Origin of the sequence: Jiangella asiatica (assembly GCF_004349065.1) — a bacterium.
Taxonomy (GTDB): Bacteria; Actinomycetota; Actinomycetes; order Jiangellales; family Jiangellaceae; genus Jiangella; species Jiangella asiatica.
This window is the reverse complement of record NZ_SMKZ01000030.1, coordinates 64,075-82,471: the sequence shown is the minus strand read 5'-3', so window position 1 is coordinate 82,471 and position 18,397 is coordinate 64,075. Positions and strand designations below refer to the sequence as shown.

Below are 18,397 nucleotides of genomic sequence, written 5' to 3'. Positions count from 1 at the left end.
CGGCAGGTGCGGTCGCGGGCGATGATGAAGTCGACCAGTGCCTGCGGTGGCTGGTAGGTGGTGTGGCCGTAGTCCAGCAGCCGCCCGTCGACCGGGTCGGTGACCAGCCTTCGTAGGGTGGCGTCGGTTGCGATGAGCCGACCGGCCTGGGCGGTGATCCAGCCGTGGCCGTCCAGCCAGGCCGGGTCGTCGCTGGCCCCGACGAGGGCGTCGAGCGGCATGGTGAGGTTCACCGTGGCCGGTCGGCCCTGCCGGGCCGCCAGCCGCTGCCCGGTGCTGGCCCCAGCATGCGCCCCGGCTGCCGTGTCGGCGCCGGGTTCCTGAGTGCCACCGCAGCCGCCCAGGTGGCCGGTGGTCAGCGCGGTCCACCCGAGCCCGGTGGCGATGTCGAACCGTAGCTGATCGAGGGTGCGCGGGTCGTTGCCACCGCGGGCGGCGCGGGCGGCGGCGTCCAGCGCGGTCCACAGCGCGGCCAGGTCTTCTGCCGGACCGGTCAGGCACATGATGCTGGTGCCGTCGGCGTCACCGTAGGGTGCGGGTCGCTGCACCCGCCGCTGCTCGCGTCCCTGGCGGCGGCGTTCGTCGGCCGCGGCCGGGTCGGTCGTGATGACCAGCCGGTCCAGGTCGCGCGCGAGCTGCCGAAGCGTCCGGTCCCCAGCGGTGGGCAGCACGCGCTCCTGGACCCGGCCGCGCGCGTCCGGGTCGAGCACGCGGGTCTTCGCCGCGATCAGCTCCGCGCGCCGCTCGTCGATCAACCCCGCGTCGAGTGCGGCCAGCGTGGCCGGGAGGTCCTCACCGAGCTCGACCGCGAGCGCGACCCGGGCGTCGGCGTGGCCGGGCGTCCACGCCAGCGCCGCGGACAGCTCCGACCCCGCCGCCCGCACCCGATCGTGGGTGTGCCGCAACGATGCGGCATCAGCGTCCCCGCAACCCCGGCAGGAGGCGTAGTTCTCACGCCCGGTCAGCTCCGCCATCGCGCGCAGCTGCAGCGCCCGCAGGTGCGCGATCTGCCGCTCCGCAGCGAACACGACATCGACCACGCCCGAATCCCCCAACGCAGCAGGATCGACCTCCTCCAAGACCGCAGCCAGCTCCGCACCCACCGGCAGTGCCGCCCACTCGGGCACCGGCGAGGAAACGAGCTCTGCAACCATGCACCCATTCTACGGACACCCGTTCGATTCCGCATCTTCACGAGCGCCTTGAAAGCGTCAGTCAGCGAGCGCCGCCGCGTAGCAGGGCACGGAGCGCCGCCCGGTTGGTCGGCCGCCCCAGCGCCGCCCGCACCGCCTCGTTGGCCACGACGACGCACCAGAAGGCCGCCGACGCCACCGGGCCGTGCCGCTTGCGGTACAGCTTCGTCCGGTTCACCGCCACGAGGCTCCACAACCAGGGCGACCGTTCCATGTCGCCACCCGGATGCGACACGACCGCGTCGGCCACATACGTGAGCCGGTACCCGGCGTCGCGGGCGCGCAGCGCGTAGTCCGTCTCCTCGGAGTAGAGGAAGAACTCCTCGTCCCACAGCCCCACCGCATCCATGGTGTGGCGGGCGATGAATACCGCCGCGCCGGTGGCCCAGTCGGCGGTGGCGCCGTCGACGTAGTACGCGGAGTCCCGGATCATGTCGCCGAGCAGCGGGAAGCGCGCCGCCCGGTGCCCGCCGAGAACCGCCTCACCGACCGCCCGGAGGATGGTGGGCTCGCGCCGGAGGGAGAACTTCAGCCGTCCGGTCGCATCGACGATCCGTGGGACCGTGATACCGACGTCATCGGCGGCGGCCACCGCATCGAGCAGGCGCCGCACCGCACCGGGTGACAACACAGCGTCCGGGTTGAGGACGAGGACTCCCTGCCGCCCCACCGCATGCCGCAGCCCGAGGTTGATGCCCGCGCCGTAACCGAGGTTCGCGCCCGCCTTCACCACCGTCGCCCACGGCGCCAGCTCCACGATCCGTTCGACGGTGCCGTCGGCGGAGTCGTTGTCGACCACGACCACCTGCGCCGACGCCACGCCGTCCAGCCCGCCCGGCAGCGCCCGCAGAAACGCCTCGATGATCGCTGCGCTGTTGTACGTGACCGTGACGAGGACGACGTCGGCCCCCTGCTCGCCGTCGTCGACGGCGAGTGGACGGGGCACGGGGGACATCACCACGTCGCGGGCCTTCCCACCAGCCGCTGCACCCGGTTGCGAACCGCTTTGGCCCGGCGCCGCCAGCCGCGGTAGGCGTTCGGGTTCAGCGAGGCGGTCTGCAGCACGTAGGCGCTCTGCTCCAGCTGTGCCAGCCAATCGGCCACCGTGCGTACCCCGTTCGCCTGTGCCGACAGCGGCAGCCTGGCGACCAGGTCGGCGTCGGTGCGAATGAGGGTGTGCGGCGAGCGTGGGTCATCCATGTGATCTTCACGGATGAACGGAAAATAGAAGCCGTTGACGCCGCCGGCTCGAGCTACCCGCAGGCAGTAGCCGGTGAACGACTCCGTCTCGCCCAGCAGGCCCAGGCGGTCGACGTACGAGCGTGGCATGAGGTAGCCGCTGCCCTGAACCCAGAGGTTCCGCATCAGCTGGTGGTCGCCCCGGAAGGTCTGGATCTTCCACTGCGCCCGCTCCAACGAGAAGTCCTCGTCCGGGTGCCGCCAGCTACCGATGACACCGAAGTCCGGGTTGGCGTCGTGCGCAGCAGCGAAGGTGTCCAGCCATCCGGGCGCGACCAGGCAGTCGTCGTCGACCTTGGATACGAACCGTGCCGTGGACTCGCTCCACAGCCAGGAGGTCGGCGGCCGCAGCCGGACGTTCTCGCGGCTGTGGTGAAACCGCTCGACGCGGGGGTCGGACCGGTAGGACCGCAACGCCTCGAGCGTCTCCTCGTCGTCGCCGTTGTGCCAGAGCCAGACGCGGTCGTCCTCGCCGCAGGTCTCCAGCAGGCGAGGCAGGCTCAGGTGCAGGTAGCCAGCGCTCTTGTACGTGATCATGACGATGTCGGCGCGCCGCCCCATCAGCCCACCTCCTCCAGCTGACGAGACTCCGGCTCGCGCAGCCGCTTGCGCTTGATGCGCCGCAGCGTCCCGGCGACGGAGCTGACCTTGGCCCGCCAGCCCAGCCGCAGCCACAGCCGGAACGACGGCATGCCCGAGTAGTCCGGCGCCGCCAGCCCGGCCAGGCGCATGGTCAGCACACGCGCCCAGACCGCGCCCCGGGTCGAGGCCAGGTTCGGCTGCGACTGCGGCAGCCGCTCCAGCGGGATCGGGTGACCCTCGACGGCACCGTCGCGCAGCGCGGCGAGCAGCGCCTGGCGGCCGGCCTCCGTGCGCACCACGACGAGCGACCGGCCCGGCTCGCCGTCGCGAACCGGACGGTACCAAGGGTCGCCGATGGCCAGATCGGCGAACTCGCTGGTGTGGTCGGGGCAGATCATGCAGCGCCACTGCCGGTGCTTCTGCAGCGTCTCGCCCCACGACTCCTCGTAGCTGAGTGAAGCCGTGCGCCCGTCGCGGGCGCGGATGCGGAAACGCCCGGGCCAGCCTTCGCCGCGGTAGTCCAACTGTGCGACGTCGTCGGCCTCGGCGCCCAACCGGTGGACCAGTTCCTCGGTCCCGCGCGTGGAGGGCGTTCCGGCACAGAAGATCCCGATGGTCAGGGCGAGGTTCTCGCCCAGCGCCGGCCGCAGCTTCGCGGCCCGCGCCGTCGCGGCGATGTCGCACGGCTTGCCGACGACGACACTGCGACCCTCGGCATTCTCGACCAGGTCCAGCCGCTCACCCGGACTGGCCGGCGAGTAGCGCGAGCCGGCGGCGCCGACGATGTCCGCGTACGCGCGGTTGAGGACGGTCTCGTTCTCCAGCGGCGCGTCCTTGCGGGCCTGGACCTGCAGGACCCCAACGGCCGTCCCGGAGGTCACGGCGTGGGCGGAGAGCGCGCTGATCACCCCGCCCGACGAGCCACGGTGCCGGACGTCTGGGTCGGTGGCCCAGCACTCGTAGAGGGCAAGGACCGGGCCCCACTCGCCACCCAGCGGAGCGCCGTCCAGCGCTGCCGGTTCGTGCCCGAGGCGTGCACCCGGGCAGGCCCGCAGCGCGTCGCCGGCGACCCGGCCGTTGACACTGGCGATCGGCAGCGGCCGCCGTCCGGTGTCGGCGACGTCGGCCATCCTGAGCGCATCCGGCGCCAGGAAGGCGCAGGTGCCGCAGCCGGTGCACAGGTGGGCGTCGACGACGTCCTGGATGGAGTCGATCCGGGCGTTCATGCGATCGCCTCGTTGCCGCCGGCCTCGTCGCGCCAGCGCCGGATCGCGTCGACGGCGTCCGTGAGCTGGCCGTGCGCCCGGTCGACGACACCGGGAACCGTCTCACCGAGCCGGTCGCGGGACACCTCGCGCGCGGCGAACGACACCGCCATCGCCTCGACGGCCCCGGGACCGGTGACCTCGCGGGCATCGCCGACGTGCTCGCCCATGCCGCAGGTCTCGAAGACGCCTCTGGTCTTGTCGCTGTACGCGTAGCCGAACGCAGGCACCTGGGACGACAGCGCCCCGATGGTGGCGTGCATCCGGCTGCCGGCGAACCAGGCGCATCGCGCTATGCACCACTTCAGCTCGGCCGCGTCTAGCTCGGACGGCACGACGGTGACCCGCAACCGCTCGGCGACGGGCAGCGCGGCCACCACCTCGTCGATGGCGGCGATGTCACTCTCGCCCTGACCACCCGGGACGTGCACATGCGGGACCAGCAGCACCCTCGCGCCCTCGTCGATCAACGCGCGGACCAGACCCGTCATCGTCGCGACGTAGTCACCGGCCAGCCCGAACCGTTCCCGGCCGACCGAATCGCGCAGCAGTCCACTCACGTTCACCCCGGCGACGACCTCGCCCTCAGTTGCCGCCTCGACCGCGTCGGCCACCCGGGCAACCGGGCGACGCGGCCGCAGCGCGAATGCCACGTCGACGCCGTCGCGCAGCCGCGCCGGGTCGGCCTGCGCACCGGCCAACTCCAGCAGCCGCTGGTACGACCTGGCGTCCCGCGCGTACGCGAGCGCGGCGGAGCGCACCAGCCGCTCGGCGAGAGCCCGGCCGTCGCGCGTCGAGAACGGGCCGTACGTCTGCGGCAGCAGCACCAAGGGCCGCCCGGCACGCAGCGCGGCCAGCTTCGGCGCCGCGACCGACCGCAGCCGGACCGGACCGTACATGTCGGTGAAGCTGTCGCCGCCGCTGATGTCGCCTACGGCGTCGGCGCGCGCGATCCGCCCGGCGGCCGGGTTGCCGAGCCCGCCGAACGCCTGGGACAGCCTGATCCGCGCCCAGCTCTCCGGACGGTGCCAGCGCCGCGACAGCCGCACGCCGACGTACTCCAGGTCCGTCGACGGGTACCGCCCGGATGCGTCACGCCGCACGCCCCAGCCGTCGTCGAACGCCGACACCCGCGACCCCGGCGCGACGGCGTCGATGACATCGATCACCGAGCGCCCGAGCGCCTCGACACCACGGTTGCCGTTGCCGATCGACGCGCCGGCAAGGCACAGCCGAATTCCCCCCACGTGGCCCCCCACTGAGATCAGACAAGGCAAGTATGTCCGACAATGCCGGTTGGCGCGACTGCTCCACTTTGCCGCATCTGCCGCACCCGCCTACCATGGACCAAGCCTCGCGATGAGGTATGCACGTGCTGGGGGGCATTCCGTGGACGTCTGGCGAATCACACTGGCAGCGCTGCGCCGCTGGTACGTCCTGCTGCCCCTACTCGCGCTGACCGGCCTCGCCGCCGTGAGCATGGGTGAGCAGGTGGCTCCCGAGTACGAGGCGCAGGCAGGCGCCATGATCACCCCGCCGCGCGCCGAGGCCGAGCTCGTCAACCCGTACGGCAGCCTGACCAATGCCAACGAGGCCCTGGGTATTGTGCTGAACAGTGTCGACACCAGGCGAACCGTGGCGGAGCAGGGCCTGTCATCCGCCTACGAGATCGGCGTCGCATCGCGCAGCACGATCATGCAGGTGTCCATCCGGGCCGACACCCCGGAGGTCGCGGTCGGCACCGGCCAGGCAGTGCTCGACCTCGCCGTGCAAGAGCTCGCCACCCGGCAGACCGACGCCGGCCTGCCGGCGGAGGCGCAGTTCACGCTGTCGGTCCTGGAGCCGCCGGCGGTGACTGCCGTCGTGGACACCGGGTCAGTGCGAGTCAAGGCCGTCGTAGCCGTAATCGGAGCCGGACTGTCCTTGCTGGTCGCGGTGCTGTTCGACGACATTGTCGGTCTGTGGCGCCGCAGCCAGGAGAAGCGACGCCCCGCGCGTCGGCGGCAGACCGTGGCGACCGCTGATGCCAATCCCGCCAGGGACGAGAACGACGAGACCGTCATCACCCAGCGAGTGGTTCCCGCTGAGCAGGCGGGTGGGAACGGCGCGAACCTCCCCCGCCGCGGCAAATCGCGGGCGAAGGCACAGCGCCAGGCTGCCGCGCGCCGACGCAGCGACGACCCTCGTGAACCTTCCCCGGACGTTCGCGTTGCTCAGCGCATCGATCCCCCTGACAACGATGGTGACCGGAACCTCGAGACCGAGGCGACCCGGCACTCCGGATGGATCGGCCCTCACGGCGAGAGGCCTCGCCGTAGGCACGACGAATTGGACCGATCGGCACCATCGGTGGGCGACGACGCCACCGCCGAAAGCTCCACCGACAGCCGCACCGATGTCGGCGCACCGACGTCCTCGGGCGCGGCGCGACACTGATGACCGCGGCCCCGTCCGCCGCCACTGTGGTGACCAGGCGACAGACCAGCCGCTCGACATGGCGGCCGGCTCTCCTCGCCGAGCCCGACGGCCTCCTACGCACCCGTTATGCATGGGAGCCAGCGCTGCTCAAGCCGATCGACACGCTCACAGTGCTGATCGTCTTCCTTGCGTTGCAGTTCCTGATACCGGCCCGACTGGTCATCGGCGGCATGGGAGCGGTGGGCCGGCCGACCGTGGCCATCGGGATCCTGCTTGTCTTCGTGTGGGCTCTGTCGGCGGTCCGCGGGCAGCTCCCTGGCGCTCGGCAGCCGATCCGCTGGGTCATATTTCTGTATGTGGCTGTGCAGATGTTCAGCTACGCGGTGGGCTTCGACCGCGGCCTTCCAGGTGTCGAAGCCAGCAGCGCCGACCGGTGGATAATCTTCACCATCGCGATGGCGGGGTTGACCTTGGCCATCGCCGACGGAATACCCACCCGGGCTCAGCTGGACCGCTTCCTCCTGGTGCTGGTGGGGTTCACGACGGTGATGGCCGTCATCGGCATCCTGCAGTTTCTCGGTGTCGCGGACCTCACGCGCTACCTGCGGCTACCCGGCCTGAGCAACAACGCCGAACTCATCGGCATCGGCCAACGCGGCGGACCGGGATTCGCCCGAGTCGCATCGACCGCGACACACTACATCGAGTTCGGGGTCGTCCTGTCCATGGTGTTGCCAGTGGCGCTGCACTATGCCTTGTTCGCCACCGAACGGAAACAGCGACAGCTGCGCTGGGCGGCCGTCGTGTTGATCGCATCGGCCATCCCGTTCTCACTCTCCCGATCCGCTACGCTCGCCGTGACCTTGGGCATGGCCGTGCTGGCGACGGTCTGGCCGTGGCGGCAGCGCTACAACGCGGCGATCATCGGCGTGGTCGCGACCGCTGCGTTCGCCGTCGTCCAGCCAGGGGTGCTGGGAACCATCAGGTCGTTGTTCTCGAATGCAGACGACGACCCGAGCATCCAGAACCGGATCGCCCGCACCGACTACGTGATGGACCTGTGGTCGCTGCGGCCATGGTTCGGCCGCGGCGCGGGGACCGTCATCCCCGAGCAATACATCCTGCTGGACAACCAGCTCTACGTGACACTGCTGGCCGGCGGCGTCGTCGGCCTGGCAGGCTTGGTGATCTTCTTGCTCGGCCCATACTTCATCGCCCGCAGCATCCGGTTGCGCGGCGCCGACCAGGAGACCCGGCATCTGGCCCAGTCGCTGGCCGTCATCATGCCGGTGAGCCTGCTGGTGAGCGCGACCTTCGACTCGTTCTCGTTCGCCACCTTCGTCGGGGTGCTGTTCCTCGTCATCGGGGCCATCGGGGCACTGTGGCGGCTGGACCACGAGTCGCCGCACGAACGGGTCCTGCAGATCGCGGCACCCGGCGACAAGTACGTCGCCACGCCGCTGATGGCGTACTGGCGGCGGTCCGGCCCCACCGACGACGGTGTCAGAACGCCAGCCGCGCCTTCGTCACCGTGAACGCCTCGGCGTAGCGGGACCGGCACTCCACGCCGCGCAGGCGCATGAGGCTGAGGAAGGTCTCCTCGTCCCACCAGTCGCGGTCGATCTGGGACGGGAAGCAGTCGTCGAGCAGTTCGGCCTTGCGCCGGGCGAGCTCCGGCGAAACCGGGACGTAGTGGGTGACCGTGCCGAGGTCACCGTCCCACTTGGGGATCTCGTAACCAAGGACCAGCGCGTCGCGCCACACCGTCGGGACCAGCTCGGCAAGCAGCCGGTGGTCCTGGTGGGCGTCGTCGCGTCGGGGCGCGAAGACGAGGTCCGGGCGGACGTCGCGGGCGGCGGTCTCCAGGGTGTCCTTGACCTCGTCCCAGTGGGCAGGCAGGCGGCCGTCGCGAAGTCCGACGACGCGGACGTCGACGGCGGCGCCGGGCAGGAAGCGCCCGGTTGACTTCAGCGCCTCGTCATGACGATCGCCGGCGCCGGTGAGCACGACGGCGGTGGCTGTGACCTCGCGGGCGGCCGCCAGCGTGAGCAGCGTGCCGCCGCAGCCGATCTCGATGTCGTCAGGGTGCGCGCCGACGCACAGCACCTGCAGCGAACCGGCCGGCAGGGTCAGCTCGATCATCGCGCCGACCGCCACAGCTCCCATGGAGCGGTGCCCTTGGCGTGCAGGTCCTCGAGCATCGCTCGCTCCTTCAGAGTGTCCATCGGTGCCCAAAAGCCATCGTAGGGAACGGCCATCATCCGTCCTTCCTTCGCCGCCCGCACGCATCCGTGCATCACCAGGTCGTCGCCAGGCTCGAGGTAGTCGAAGATGCTCTGCCGCAGCACGAAGAAGCCGCCATTGATGCGCAGCGCCAGGTCCTCGGCCGGCAGGAACCCCGTCACCTTCGAGTTCGCGTCGACGTCGACGACGTGGAAGGAGTTGCGCGGCTTGACCACCAGCATGCTGCCGGCGTCGTCGGTGCCGAGGAAGCGCTGGACGATGCTGTCCATCGGGGCGTCGGTGAGCACGTCGCCGTAGTTGGCGAGGAAAACCTCGTCGTCCCCGAGATGCTGGCGCACTCGGCGCAACCGCTCGCCGATCTCGGAGTCCAGGCCGGTGTCGACGAACGTGATGCGCCAGTCACTGATGTCGGAGCTGAGCAGCTCGACGCTGCGGCCGCCCTTGGACAGGACGAAGTCGTTGGAAGCCGTCTCCCGGTAGTCCAGGAAGTAGTCCTTCACCGACTGGGCACCGTACCCCAAGCACAGGATGAACTCGGTGTGGCCGAAGTGCGCGTAGTAGCGCATCACGTGCCAGAGGACCGGCCGGTCGCCGATCGTCATCATCGGTTTCGGCGCGGAGTCCAGACCGCTGCGCATGCGCAGCCCGTATCCGCCGCAGAACAGCACAACCTTCATGGTCGCCCCCCGGGACCCGTTGGTTCAGAACACTTCCAGCGCCGGTAGCGGCACTACCAGCCGCCCGCCCCATGAGCGGACGTACTCCAACTGCGCGGCGATCTCGGTGCGCAGATTCCACGGCAAGATCAGCACGTAGTCGGGCTTCTCCTCGGCCAGCCGCTCCACCGGATGCACCGGGATGTGCGTGCCGGGCAGGAACTTGCCGTGCTTGAACGGGTTGCGGTCGACGGCGAACGGCAACAGGTCCGCGCGGATGCCACAGTGGTTGAGCAGCGTGTTGCCCTTGCCGGGCGCGCCGTAAGCGGCCACCGTCGCACCTTTGCGGTGGCATTCGACGAGGAACTCGACGAGGTCGTTGCGGACCTCGGCGACCGCGGTGCTGAAGCCGACGTGTCCGTCGAGCGTGTGCAGCCCGGCCGCGGCCTCGTCGGCCAGCACCTTCGCGACCGCGGCGCTCGGCTCGCCGGCGGAGTGCGTCGGCGTCGACCACGTGCGCAGCGAACCGCCATGGGTGGGCAGCTCATCGACGTCGACGACGGTGAGCCCGGCGGCGGCCAGTACCCGCGACGTCGTCAGCAGCGACAGGTACGAGTAGTGCTCGTGATAGATGGTGTCGTACTCGCGGCCCTCGACCAGCCGCAGCAGATGCGGGATCTCGATGCTGACGAACCCGTCGTCGGCCACCAGGGCACGCAGGCCCTTGGCGAAGTCGACGATGTCCGGCACGTGCGCGAAGACGTTGTTCGCGACGACGAGGTCGGCGCGCCCGTTCCTGGTGGCGGCGTCCGCGCCGGTCGTCTCGCCCAGGAAGAACACCTCCGTCGGGATGCCCTTGTCCACGGCCGCCTGCGCGACGTTCGCGGCCGGCTCGATGCCCAGGCACCGGATGCCCCGCTCGACCACGTGCTGCAGCAGGTAGCCGTCGTTGCTGGCCACCTCGACGACGAACGAGCCGGCACCGAGGCCCAGCCGCGACGCGGCGCCGTCGACGAACGCGCGCGCGTGGGCCACCCACGAGTCGCTGTAGGAGGAGAAGTACGCGTAGTGGCTGAAGATGTCCTCGGCCGGGATGTACGCCGGCAGCTGCACCAGCAGGCACTGCGGGCACACCCGCACGTGCAGCGGGTAGAACGTCTCGCCCTGGTCGAGCTGGCCGGCTTCGAGGATCGCCTCGCACGGCGGCGACATGCCCAGGTCGACGAACGTGTGGGTCAGCTCGGCCGAGCACAACCGGCAGGTCGGCGCCGTCATCGGGACACGTCCGCAACCTGCTGCAGCCGCAGCTCGTCGTCGAGCCGGCCGTCCTCGATCAGCTCGCGGATGCGGGCCAGCCGGACGAACCGCGGCCCTTCGAAGTCGTCGGCGGTCAGGCCGACTCGCTCGAAGTCCGCGGACAGCTCGCGGATGCCGTCCGGTACCGTCCACGCCGGGGCGAACGCCGGCAGCACGTCGTGGATCTTGGCGAAGTCGACCTTGTAGTCGCGCTGGTCCGGTCCCGCGTTCTTGGCAAAGGTGACCGGTACGCCGACGATCTGCGACACCTGGACGGCGATGTCGCGGATCTGCATGACGTCCTCGTCGCGACCGACGTTGAACGCCTGGTCGTGCACGACCTCGCGAGGCGCCTCCAAGGCGGCGAGGAATGCCCGCGAGATGTCCTCGATGTGCACCAGCGGCCGCCACGGCGTGCCGTCGCTCTGCAGGCGCACCTCGCCGCGGGTGTGCGCTGTGCCGGTCAGGTTGTTCACGACGATGTCCGCGCGCAGCCGCGGCGACGAACCGTACGCCGTCGCGTTGCGCAGGTAGGTCGGGCTGAAGTCGTCGTCGGCGAGCTTCGAGAGCTCCCGCTCGGCCACCACTTTGCTCTCGCCGTACGGCGTCACCGGGTTGAACGGCGCCTGCTCGTCCACCGCCGCGCTGCCGGCGGCGCCGTACAGCGAGCAGGACGACGAGAACAGGAAGCGCGACACACCCGCCTGCTTGGCGACGCGCGCGAGGTGGACCGGTGCAGTCGCGTTGACCGCGAGCGTGGCGGCCGGGTTGAGGTGGCCGATCGGGTCGTTCGAGATGGCCGCGAGATGCACGACGGCGTCGAAGCTGGCGAGGTCGGACGGCGTCAGGTCCCGCACGTCGCCGGAGCGGCTGGCGTCGTCGGGCGGGAGATCGCCGAAATCGCAACCGTCGTACCAGCCGGCGTCCAGCCCTGCGACGTCGTGGCCGTGCCGGCGGAAGAACGGAACGAGGACGGCGCCGATGTAGCCACGGTCGCCCGTCACGAGCACGCGCATACTTGCCCCCCAGGCACGAATGCCCTCGAAGAGTCCCGGACCCCCCGCCCGGAACAAAAGCCCCAGGAGGAATGTACCTGCGTGGATGGCTCCAGTCGACCCAGGCGTCGTGCCCAACGCACAAAGCGGTTGAGCGCGGCCCGGCCGGCGGCACCCGTGCTGCCGAGCTCGGCGTGGCCGACCGGGTCACCGTCGTCCACGCAGACGCCACCGGCTACGTCACGGCCGATCCGGTCGACATCGCCGCGTGCGTCGGGGCGTCGAAGGCTGCCACGCCACCAGCAAGGACGACCACCTCCCGTTGCCCGGACTGTCGAGCACTTCCAAGCTTTCGGCCGGGGTGTCTTCGCCCTGATGAGGCGATGATCGGTGATCAGAGGAACAGGCAGAACGGGTGGCCGTCGGGGTCGAACAGCACCCGCACGTCCTGCTGCGGCTGGAACTCCGACAGGACCGCGCCGCACGACACCGCCCATTCCACGGCCGCGGCGAGGTCGTCGACGTAGATGTCGAGGTGCTGTGACGCGGTCTGGTGGCCAGCGACGGCCGGCCAGACCGGGCGGGTGAAGTGCCGCTCGAACTCGAAGTTCAACGTCGCGCCGGCCACTCCGTCCGGTGGGCGGACCTGGGCCCACCCGTCTCCGGGCGGCTCGCCCGGTCGTGGACCCTCGCTCGCCGTGACCGGCCAGTCCAACAGGGTCGAATAGAACCTCGCCAGCTCACGCGGCTGTGAGGTGCCGATGGTCACCGACGTCACGCGCAACTTCACCATTGCGCAGCCACCTCCCGAGCATCGAGCGTCCGGCCACCAGGCCGTCGAGCTGGTCACGATAGCCTCGGCCACCGACAACGAGGCCGGTACGACGTTGTCAAGGCCTTCCCGGCGTCCCTTCCCGTCACAGTCGTAGCCCGATGTCACGGGACCGTCGGTCGGGCACCGGAAGCGACCCGACGTGCACACCGGCCGCGCGATACCGCCGGGTCGAGCTGCCACGGGGCTCATCGCCGCAGCGCATCCTCGGTCTCGGACGGCGAATCGCCGCCGCCGCCGGATGCGCGCTCATGTTTCTCGGTGTCACACGTTCCGCAGTGACGCACGAACGCGGTTCAGCCGGTGTCACTCTGGTGACACCTTTCATAGCCGAACGCCGGCGGCCAGGGTCGGAGTGGGGGCATCGCCCGGGCCAATGGCACACCAGAGACCGGCGTGGCGGCCGGTCGAAGCCATCTCCCGGCCGCCACGCCTGATCACGACACGGGGAACGAGGTTTCCATGAGCCAGCCCGCTCATCTCCCACGTCGCTTCGCCCTGCACCGCCGCTACGACCTCTCCGGTATCTCCGGCACCGGCCTGGTCGCGTACGGCACGCAGTACCCCAGCGGCCGCGTCACCCTCGCCTGGTGCTGCTCCGACGTCCAGTCGGTCGCCGTCTACGACGGCATCGACGACATCGAGCGCATCCACGGCCACGGCGGCCTCACCGAGATCCGCTGGATCGACCCGCCCGCCCCCGACGGCTCGACGCGTACCGCCGCCGTCACGCTCCTGCCCCACCGCTCGCGCTGCGCCACCGCGCAGCAGACCGCGTAGCCGCCGTGATCGAGCCGCGTCCGGGAGCTTGCTCGTGGCAGTCAGCATCCGCGCTGGGACAGCAACGCCTTGAGCAGGGCTCCGTTCTCGTACACGACGCGGTACAGCTGCTGGAACAGTCCGTCCTCGCGGACGGTGACCATGTCGACCCTGCCGTCGTAGCAGCGCTCGATCCGCAGCTCGGCGCGCAGGCTCTGGCTTGCTGACGTCACGACGACGACGTGGTCCCAGTCGCGTTCGCGGGCCAGGCCCGCGAGCATCCTCGCCTCGCCCCGGGTGGTCGGCGGGGACGGCACCACGCAGATCTCCTCGGGCGAATCGTCCACCGGCTCGCAGAGGCCGGGGTCGTGGATCGAGACGACGACGACCGGCGCCAGGCCGTCGCGCGCCAGGTCCCAGCCGTACGCCGTGCGTTCACCCGGGCCGGCGAAGACGATGATTGCGTCGGCCGGTGCCGGCGTGTCGGCGTGCGGGAACACGAACAGCCGTGCCTCCACGGCGAGCAGCACCAGTAGCACCGCTGCCGCGATCACGGCACGGCGCCGCTTCCCCCCAGGCCAGCGCACACCGTGAGCATATGGTCTCGACTGTCCGGATACGCGAACCCGGTCTACCATGAGTCATCCGCCGGCAGCTGGGGGGCTGCGCGGCGATCAACTCGCGTGGGGGGCCACATGGCGGGGTCGATGCGCACCTCGACCGGCGACGGCGAGGCAGCGCGCCGCCGCCATCCGATATCGGCTGCGGTCGTGGCCGTGTGCCGCGCCACCACACCGTCCCTTCCCGCGACCGAGCCGGTGCGCCGCGGCTTCGTCGACGCCGTGCGGCACCACCGGGTCGCTCCGCTCGCCCATGTCCTGCTGCGCGACGACGACCCCGACCTCGCCGCCGTCCTCAAGGTCGACCGCGACGCGGCGATGATCCGGCACCTGACCGCGGGCGTCGTGCTAGGCCAGCTGTCCACGAGCCTCGGCGAGCTGCCGTGGGCCACGGTCAAGGGCCCGGTGCTCTCGGAGTACGCCCATCCCGCGCCTGGCCTGCGCACGTACACCGACGTCGACGTCCTGGTCGCGCCCGGCGAGCTGCGCACGGCCGCGCGCCGGTTGCTCGACGCGGGCTGGCAGGTCATCGACTTCCGCGACATGCTCTGTAACGTCGAGACACCCGGCGAGATGCACCTCGTCAGCCCTGCCGGCGTCCTCGTCGACCTGCACTGGTCGCTGATCAACATGTCGCCGACCCGGCGGCGCTTCTCCGTCGACACCGAGCAGCTGCTCGGGCGGCGGCGCACCGTGTCGGTGGCGGGGTCGGCCACCTGGACCCTGGATGCCGCCGACTCGCTGGTCCACGTGTGCCTGCACGCCGCGCTGACCGGCGCACACAAGATGATCTGGCTGCTCGACGCCGACCAGCTGGCCCGGCGCACCGAGCGATGGGACGACGTCGTCGACCGTGCGCTCGCGTGGGGCGCGGGGCCGGCCGTGGCTCTGGTCCTCGCCCGGGCCCGGGCAGTGCTCGGCACCCCGCTGCCCGCCGACCTCGACCGGCGCCTCGGCATCTCTACGGGCTTCCGCCTCGTCACCGCCACCGTCGACCGGCTGCGACCGGTACCGCGGCTGCGGCGGGACGCCTCGATCCCCCGGCTCGTCGCCCGATCGGTGCGATCGACCGGCGGCCGCACGCTCACCACGCTGGGGACCCGTAGCCTGCGCGGCCTGACCGACCGCCTCCGGGTGACGGGAGCCCGCTCCGGCCCGCCGGCGGTCCGCGAGCCGGCGGACGGCGAGGCGGTCGAGAAGTACCTGAGCGCCGTCGAAGCCCAGGTGGCGACGCCGTGAGCCGGCACCGTCGCGGGCGCGAACACCAGCACGGCGCCGGCACGACGACCACCGGCGATGACGCCCCGGCGAGCGACGACTACGTCGACCTGGCCGCGTCGGCCCGCCGGCAGCGACGCTCGGTCCTGCGGCTGCGCCGGCTCATCGCGCACAGCGTCCGGCTGTCCTGGGCGGCGGACCGGCGGGCGTTCATCGTCACCGCGTCGCTGCAGCTGCTGGGGGCCGCCGTCATCGCGGCGCAGGTGCTCATTGTGAAGCTGGTGCTCGACGCCATCCTCGAGGTCACCTCCGACGACGCCGGCACCGAGCGCGTCGTCGTTCCGGTCCTGCTGCTGGCGGGGGTGACGGCGCTGGTCGCGGTGTCCGCGGCGGTGCAGGCCAACCAGCAGCGGCTGCTCTCCGAGCTGGTCATGCGCTCGACCTGGCAGCAGATGCTCGACGTGGCCGGCGCGGTGGGGCTGCGGGCGTTCGAGTCGCCGGGTTTCTACGACCGGCTGCAGCGGGTGCAGACCAACGCGCTGAGCCGCCCGTACCAGCTCACCCAGGGGCTGATCGGGCTGGCCGGCGGCATCGCCGGCGCGGCAGGGCTGTCGATCGCGATCATCAGCCTGGAGCCAACGCTGCTGCCGTTGTTGCTGCTGGCCGGGCTGCCGCTGTTCTTCAGCTCCCGCCGCGAGAGCCGCCTCGAGTTCGACTTCGCCGTCGCGCAGACACCACGGCTGCGGCTGCGGCACTACCTCGGCATGGTGCAGACGGGGCGGGACGAGGCCAAGGAGGTGCGAGCGTACGGGCTGGCCGGCGCACTGCGGGAGCGCTTCGACGCCGTCTATGCCGACTACACCGCCGACCTGCGGGCGCACCTGAGGCGCCGGACCCGGCTCGCGGTAGCCGGCAACCTCGCCTCGGCGACGTTCCTGGCCGCGACGCTGCTGGCGCTGGTGTGGCTGATCGGCCGGGGCCGGGTCAGTCTGGCCGAGGCCGGCGCCGCCATCGTCGCGATCCGGCTTCTCGCCGCGCAGGTGACCACCCTGTTCAAGGGTGCGCAGCAGATCTTCGAGTCCGGGCTGTTCCTCGACGACCTCGCCGACTTCGTGGCGATGCGGCCCGCGGCCGAGCTGGCCGAGGCGGGCGCGCCGGCACCGTCGTCGTTCCGCACCCTCACCGCCGACGGTCTGACTTTCACCTATCCCGGCAGCACCACGCCGGCGCTGGACGACGTGTCGATCCGGCTCGGCGCCGGCGAGATCGTCGCCCTCGTCGGCGAGAACGGGTCCGGCAAGACCACACTGGCCAAGCTACTGGCCGCGCTCTACGAGCCCGACACAGGCGCCGTCCGCTGGGATGGCGCCGACGTGTCGGGGTACGCACGGGCCGGGCTGCGGCAGTCGGTCGCGGTGGTGTTCCAGGACTTCGTCCGCTACCAGCTCACCGCCCGCGACAACGTCGGTCTCGGCCGGGTCGACCGTCTCAGCGACGACGACGCCGTCGCCGCCGCCGCGCGCCGGGCCGGCATCGACACCGTCATCGACGGGCTGCCGCAGGGATGGGACACCTACCTGTCCAAGATGTTCAAAGGCGGGCGCGACCTGTCGGTCGGGCAGTGGCAGCGCATCGCCTTGGCCCGCGCGTTCTTCCGCGACGCTCCGTTCGTCATCCTCGACGAGCCGTCGGCCTCGCTGGACCCGCGCGCCGAGCACGCACTGTTCCAGTCGCTGCGTGAGCTGCTCGGCGGGCGGACGGTGCTGTTCATCTCGCACCGGTTCTCCACCGTCCGCACCGCCGACCGCATCTACGTCCTCGACGACGGACGGGTCACCGAGCACGGCACGCACGACGAGCTGATGGACCGGGACGGCCACTACGCCGAGCTGTTCCGGCTCCAGGCCGCGGCCTACTTGGCCCCGCAGGCGAATCTCAGCTAGCGGGTTCGACCTCGACGCCGTCTGACATCCAGCATCCGGGTGGCAATAGGGCCGGCCATGGAGGGCAAGGGCGATTCGATCCAACGTCGCGACCTTCCTCGTCATCACCTCCACGATCGTCAGCTCATCGAATCGCGCCTTGAGCAGCCGAACTCGCTGCATCGCGGGCGAGGACGCCTGGAACCGTCGATGCACTGATGTCAGGAAGATCCAGTCCGAACAGCAGCGCCAGCGTCACACCGAAGATCTGAAGGTCCTCGGTCGAGCTGCCCTTGATCCTGACCGTCAACGACGTGCCCGGAATCCTCCATGGGAGTTCGGACACAGACACATCGTCAGGTCTCGGCTGCACGACCATCTCGTTCTCGTGTACGAAGCCGACGACCAGCTCATAGGCCTTGTCCCATGCCTCCCGGCCCCTCAGCGCGTCGGCGAGGTCGGGAAGCCCGAGCGGCTCCAAGAACGGTCGCGACTGATGATCACCGCGGCGTCACTCATGCATCGCACCCACCCTCCGATTGGTACGAATACAGGACAACTGATCGTTCGGGGAACGTGTGCCGCCGCTGAGCGACCGTACGTGCCGCTCCAGTCTCGTCCATGCGTCGCCAGAGGCCGCGTTCGGCTGCCTCGCTCCGGGGATTCGACGGATACAGGGGAACACGGAGCGGCAGCTCCGTCGGCCGCAGAGGTGGCAAGATCCTTCTCATTGGCCCGGCATCGAACGCGGGCTGTTCGGGTGTGTGCTTGCGTCGCCGTCCGCCGCTGAACGGTCCTCGCGCTCTTCCCAAGACGCCTCCTCGGCACGTGGAGTACGTAAGGTGCGATCTCCTGAGCGAGGTCAAGGTAGTTCGGCTCTGGGCGCATCGATCGACGGATCAATACGCTGACCGTACAACCCCGGTCTGTGATCTTCCCCGGATGCAACACACCGCACCGGGGAAGTTCTGGGGCGGCCCAGTCGGCCCCTGTGGCTCAGTCACGATCTGCCGATTCGCGAGATTGGAGATGCCGAGTCGCTGACGCGCCACCGCGATGCGCTGCCCGCGGGCGCCAGGAAGGGAGCCACACATCTGCTGGTGGTTGATGCCGGCGCCCGCGTTCGCGTACCTGCCGGCGGCCTCGCCGCCATCAGTC

The 18,397-nt window shown here is 70.6% G+C and carries 17 protein-coding genes and 1 pseudogene; 6 read left to right on the top strand and 12 right to left on the bottom strand.

All coding sequences use genetic code 11. The features are described 5' to 3' along the window. The 5 genes from E1269_RS19915 to E1269_RS19895 all read right to left on the bottom strand — a co-directional run. A partial coding sequence (locus E1269_RS19915; RefSeq protein ID WP_131897736.1) for a DUF222 domain-containing protein occupies positions 1-1,154 on the bottom strand: 1,154 nt, incomplete at its 3' end. 61 nt (positions 1,155-1,215) lie between these two features. Further along, positions 1,216-2,139: a glycosyltransferase family 2 protein gene (locus tag E1269_RS19910; protein ID WP_203433911.1), complete on the bottom strand. Its 924-nt coding sequence runs from the start codon at positions 2,137-2,139 to the stop codon at positions 1,216-1,218. An 8-nt stretch (positions 2,140-2,147) separates the two neighbouring features. Then, complete coding sequence (locus tag E1269_RS19905) at positions 2,148-2,993, bottom strand: glycosyltransferase family 2 protein (RefSeq protein WP_131897734.1); 846 nt, start codon at positions 2,991-2,993, stop codon at positions 2,148-2,150. Beyond that, positions 2,993-4,240, bottom strand: coding sequence for a Coenzyme F420 hydrogenase/dehydrogenase, beta subunit C-terminal domain (locus E1269_RS19900; protein WP_131897732.1), 1,248 nt, complete (start codon positions 4,238-4,240; stop codon positions 2,993-2,995). Before E1269_RS19900 ends, E1269_RS19905 begins: the two co-directional genes overlap by 1 nt. Continuing rightward, positions 4,237-5,448, bottom strand: a complete 1,212-nt coding sequence (locus tag E1269_RS19895; protein WP_162606526.1) for a polysaccharide pyruvyl transferase family protein — start codon at positions 5,446-5,448, stop codon at positions 4,237-4,239. Before E1269_RS19895 ends, E1269_RS19900 begins: the two co-directional genes overlap by 4 nt. On the opposite strand from E1269_RS19895, the gene E1269_RS19890 reads away from it, so the two are divergent. Further along, positions 5,435-6,715 carry a hypothetical protein gene (locus E1269_RS19890; RefSeq protein ID WP_162606525.1) on the top strand — a complete coding sequence of 427 codons (1,281 nt, stop codon included), beginning with the start codon at positions 5,435-5,437 and terminating at the stop codon, positions 6,713-6,715. The two genes, E1269_RS19895 and E1269_RS19890, sit on opposite strands and share 14 nt — an antisense overlap. Next, positions 6,715-8,232 carry an O-antigen ligase family protein gene (locus E1269_RS19885; RefSeq protein ID WP_131897726.1) on the top strand — a complete coding sequence of 506 codons (1,518 nt, stop codon included), beginning with the start codon at positions 6,715-6,717 and terminating at the stop codon, positions 8,230-8,232. Before E1269_RS19890 ends, E1269_RS19885 begins: the two co-directional genes overlap by 1 nt. Here the strand turns inward: E1269_RS19885 and E1269_RS19880 are convergent. Genes E1269_RS19880 through E1269_RS19865 form a run of 4 tightly spaced genes read right to left on the bottom strand, consistent with a single transcriptional unit; the run spans position 8,201 to position 11,897 of the window. Beyond that, on the bottom strand, positions 8,201-8,863 hold the full coding sequence (locus E1269_RS19880) for a PIG-L deacetylase family protein (RefSeq protein WP_239000968.1): 663 nt from the start codon (positions 8,861-8,863) through the stop codon (positions 8,201-8,203). The genes E1269_RS19885 and E1269_RS19880 overlap by 32 nt on opposite strands. Then, positions 8,836-9,618: a sugar phosphate nucleotidyltransferase gene (locus tag E1269_RS19875; RefSeq protein ID WP_131897724.1), complete on the bottom strand. Its 783-nt coding sequence runs from the start codon at positions 9,616-9,618 to the stop codon at positions 8,836-8,838. The genes E1269_RS19880 and E1269_RS19875 overlap by 28 nt, the downstream gene beginning before the upstream one ends. 24 nt (positions 9,619-9,642) lie before the next feature. Next, positions 9,643-10,872: a class I SAM-dependent methyltransferase gene (locus E1269_RS19870; protein WP_131897722.1), complete on the bottom strand. Its 1,230-nt coding sequence runs from the start codon at positions 10,870-10,872 to the stop codon at positions 9,643-9,645. Beyond that, positions 10,869-11,897 carry an NAD-dependent epimerase/dehydratase family protein gene (locus E1269_RS19865; protein ID WP_239000967.1) on the bottom strand — a complete coding sequence of 343 codons (1,029 nt, stop codon included), beginning with the start codon at positions 11,895-11,897 and terminating at the stop codon, positions 10,869-10,871. Before E1269_RS19865 ends, E1269_RS19870 begins: the two co-directional genes overlap by 4 nt. A gap of 167 nt (positions 11,898-12,064) precedes the next feature. On the opposite strand from E1269_RS19865, the pseudogene E1269_RS34350 reads away from it, so the two are divergent. Next, positions 12,065-12,172 (top strand): annotated as a pseudogene (locus tag E1269_RS34350) (SAM-dependent methyltransferase); the annotation flags it as partial. 110 nt (positions 12,173-12,282) lie between these two features. Here the strand turns inward: E1269_RS34350 and E1269_RS19855 are convergent. Then, positions 12,283-12,681, bottom strand: coding sequence for a VOC family protein (locus E1269_RS19855; protein ID WP_131897718.1), 399 nt, complete (start codon positions 12,679-12,681; stop codon positions 12,283-12,285). A gap of 501 nt (positions 12,682-13,182) precedes the next feature. On the opposite strand from E1269_RS19855, the gene E1269_RS19850 reads away from it, so the two are divergent. Continuing rightward, on the top strand, positions 13,183-13,500 hold the full coding sequence (locus tag E1269_RS19850) for a hypothetical protein (protein ID WP_131897716.1): 318 nt from the start codon (positions 13,183-13,185) through the stop codon (positions 13,498-13,500). 41 nt (positions 13,501-13,541) lie between these two features. Here the strand turns inward: E1269_RS19850 and E1269_RS19845 are convergent, their stop codons facing one another. Then, entirely contained in the window at positions 13,542-14,066 is a 525-nt protein-coding gene (locus tag E1269_RS19845; RefSeq protein WP_131897714.1) for a YdcF family protein, read from the bottom strand. Between the two features lie 120 nt (positions 14,067-14,186). Between E1269_RS19845 and E1269_RS19840 the strand changes: the two genes are divergently transcribed. Both E1269_RS19840 and E1269_RS19835 read left to right on the top strand, forming a co-directional pair. Further along, entirely contained in the window at positions 14,187-15,338 is a 1,152-nt protein-coding gene (locus E1269_RS19840) for a nucleotidyltransferase domain-containing protein (RefSeq protein ID WP_162606524.1), read from the top strand. Continuing rightward, a complete protein-coding gene (locus tag E1269_RS19835) occupies positions 15,335-17,260 on the top strand; it encodes an ABC transporter ATP-binding protein (protein WP_203433910.1) in 1,926 nt (641 codons plus the stop codon). Before E1269_RS19840 ends, E1269_RS19835 begins: the two co-directional genes overlap by 4 nt. 124 nt (positions 17,261-17,384) lie before the next feature. On the opposite strand, the gene E1269_RS19830 is transcribed toward E1269_RS19835, so the two are convergent. Next, positions 17,385-17,720 carry a hypothetical protein gene (locus E1269_RS19830; RefSeq protein WP_131897710.1) on the bottom strand — a complete coding sequence of 112 codons (336 nt, stop codon included), beginning with the start codon at positions 17,718-17,720 and terminating at the stop codon, positions 17,385-17,387. Positions 17,721-18,397 lie beyond the last annotated feature (677 nt).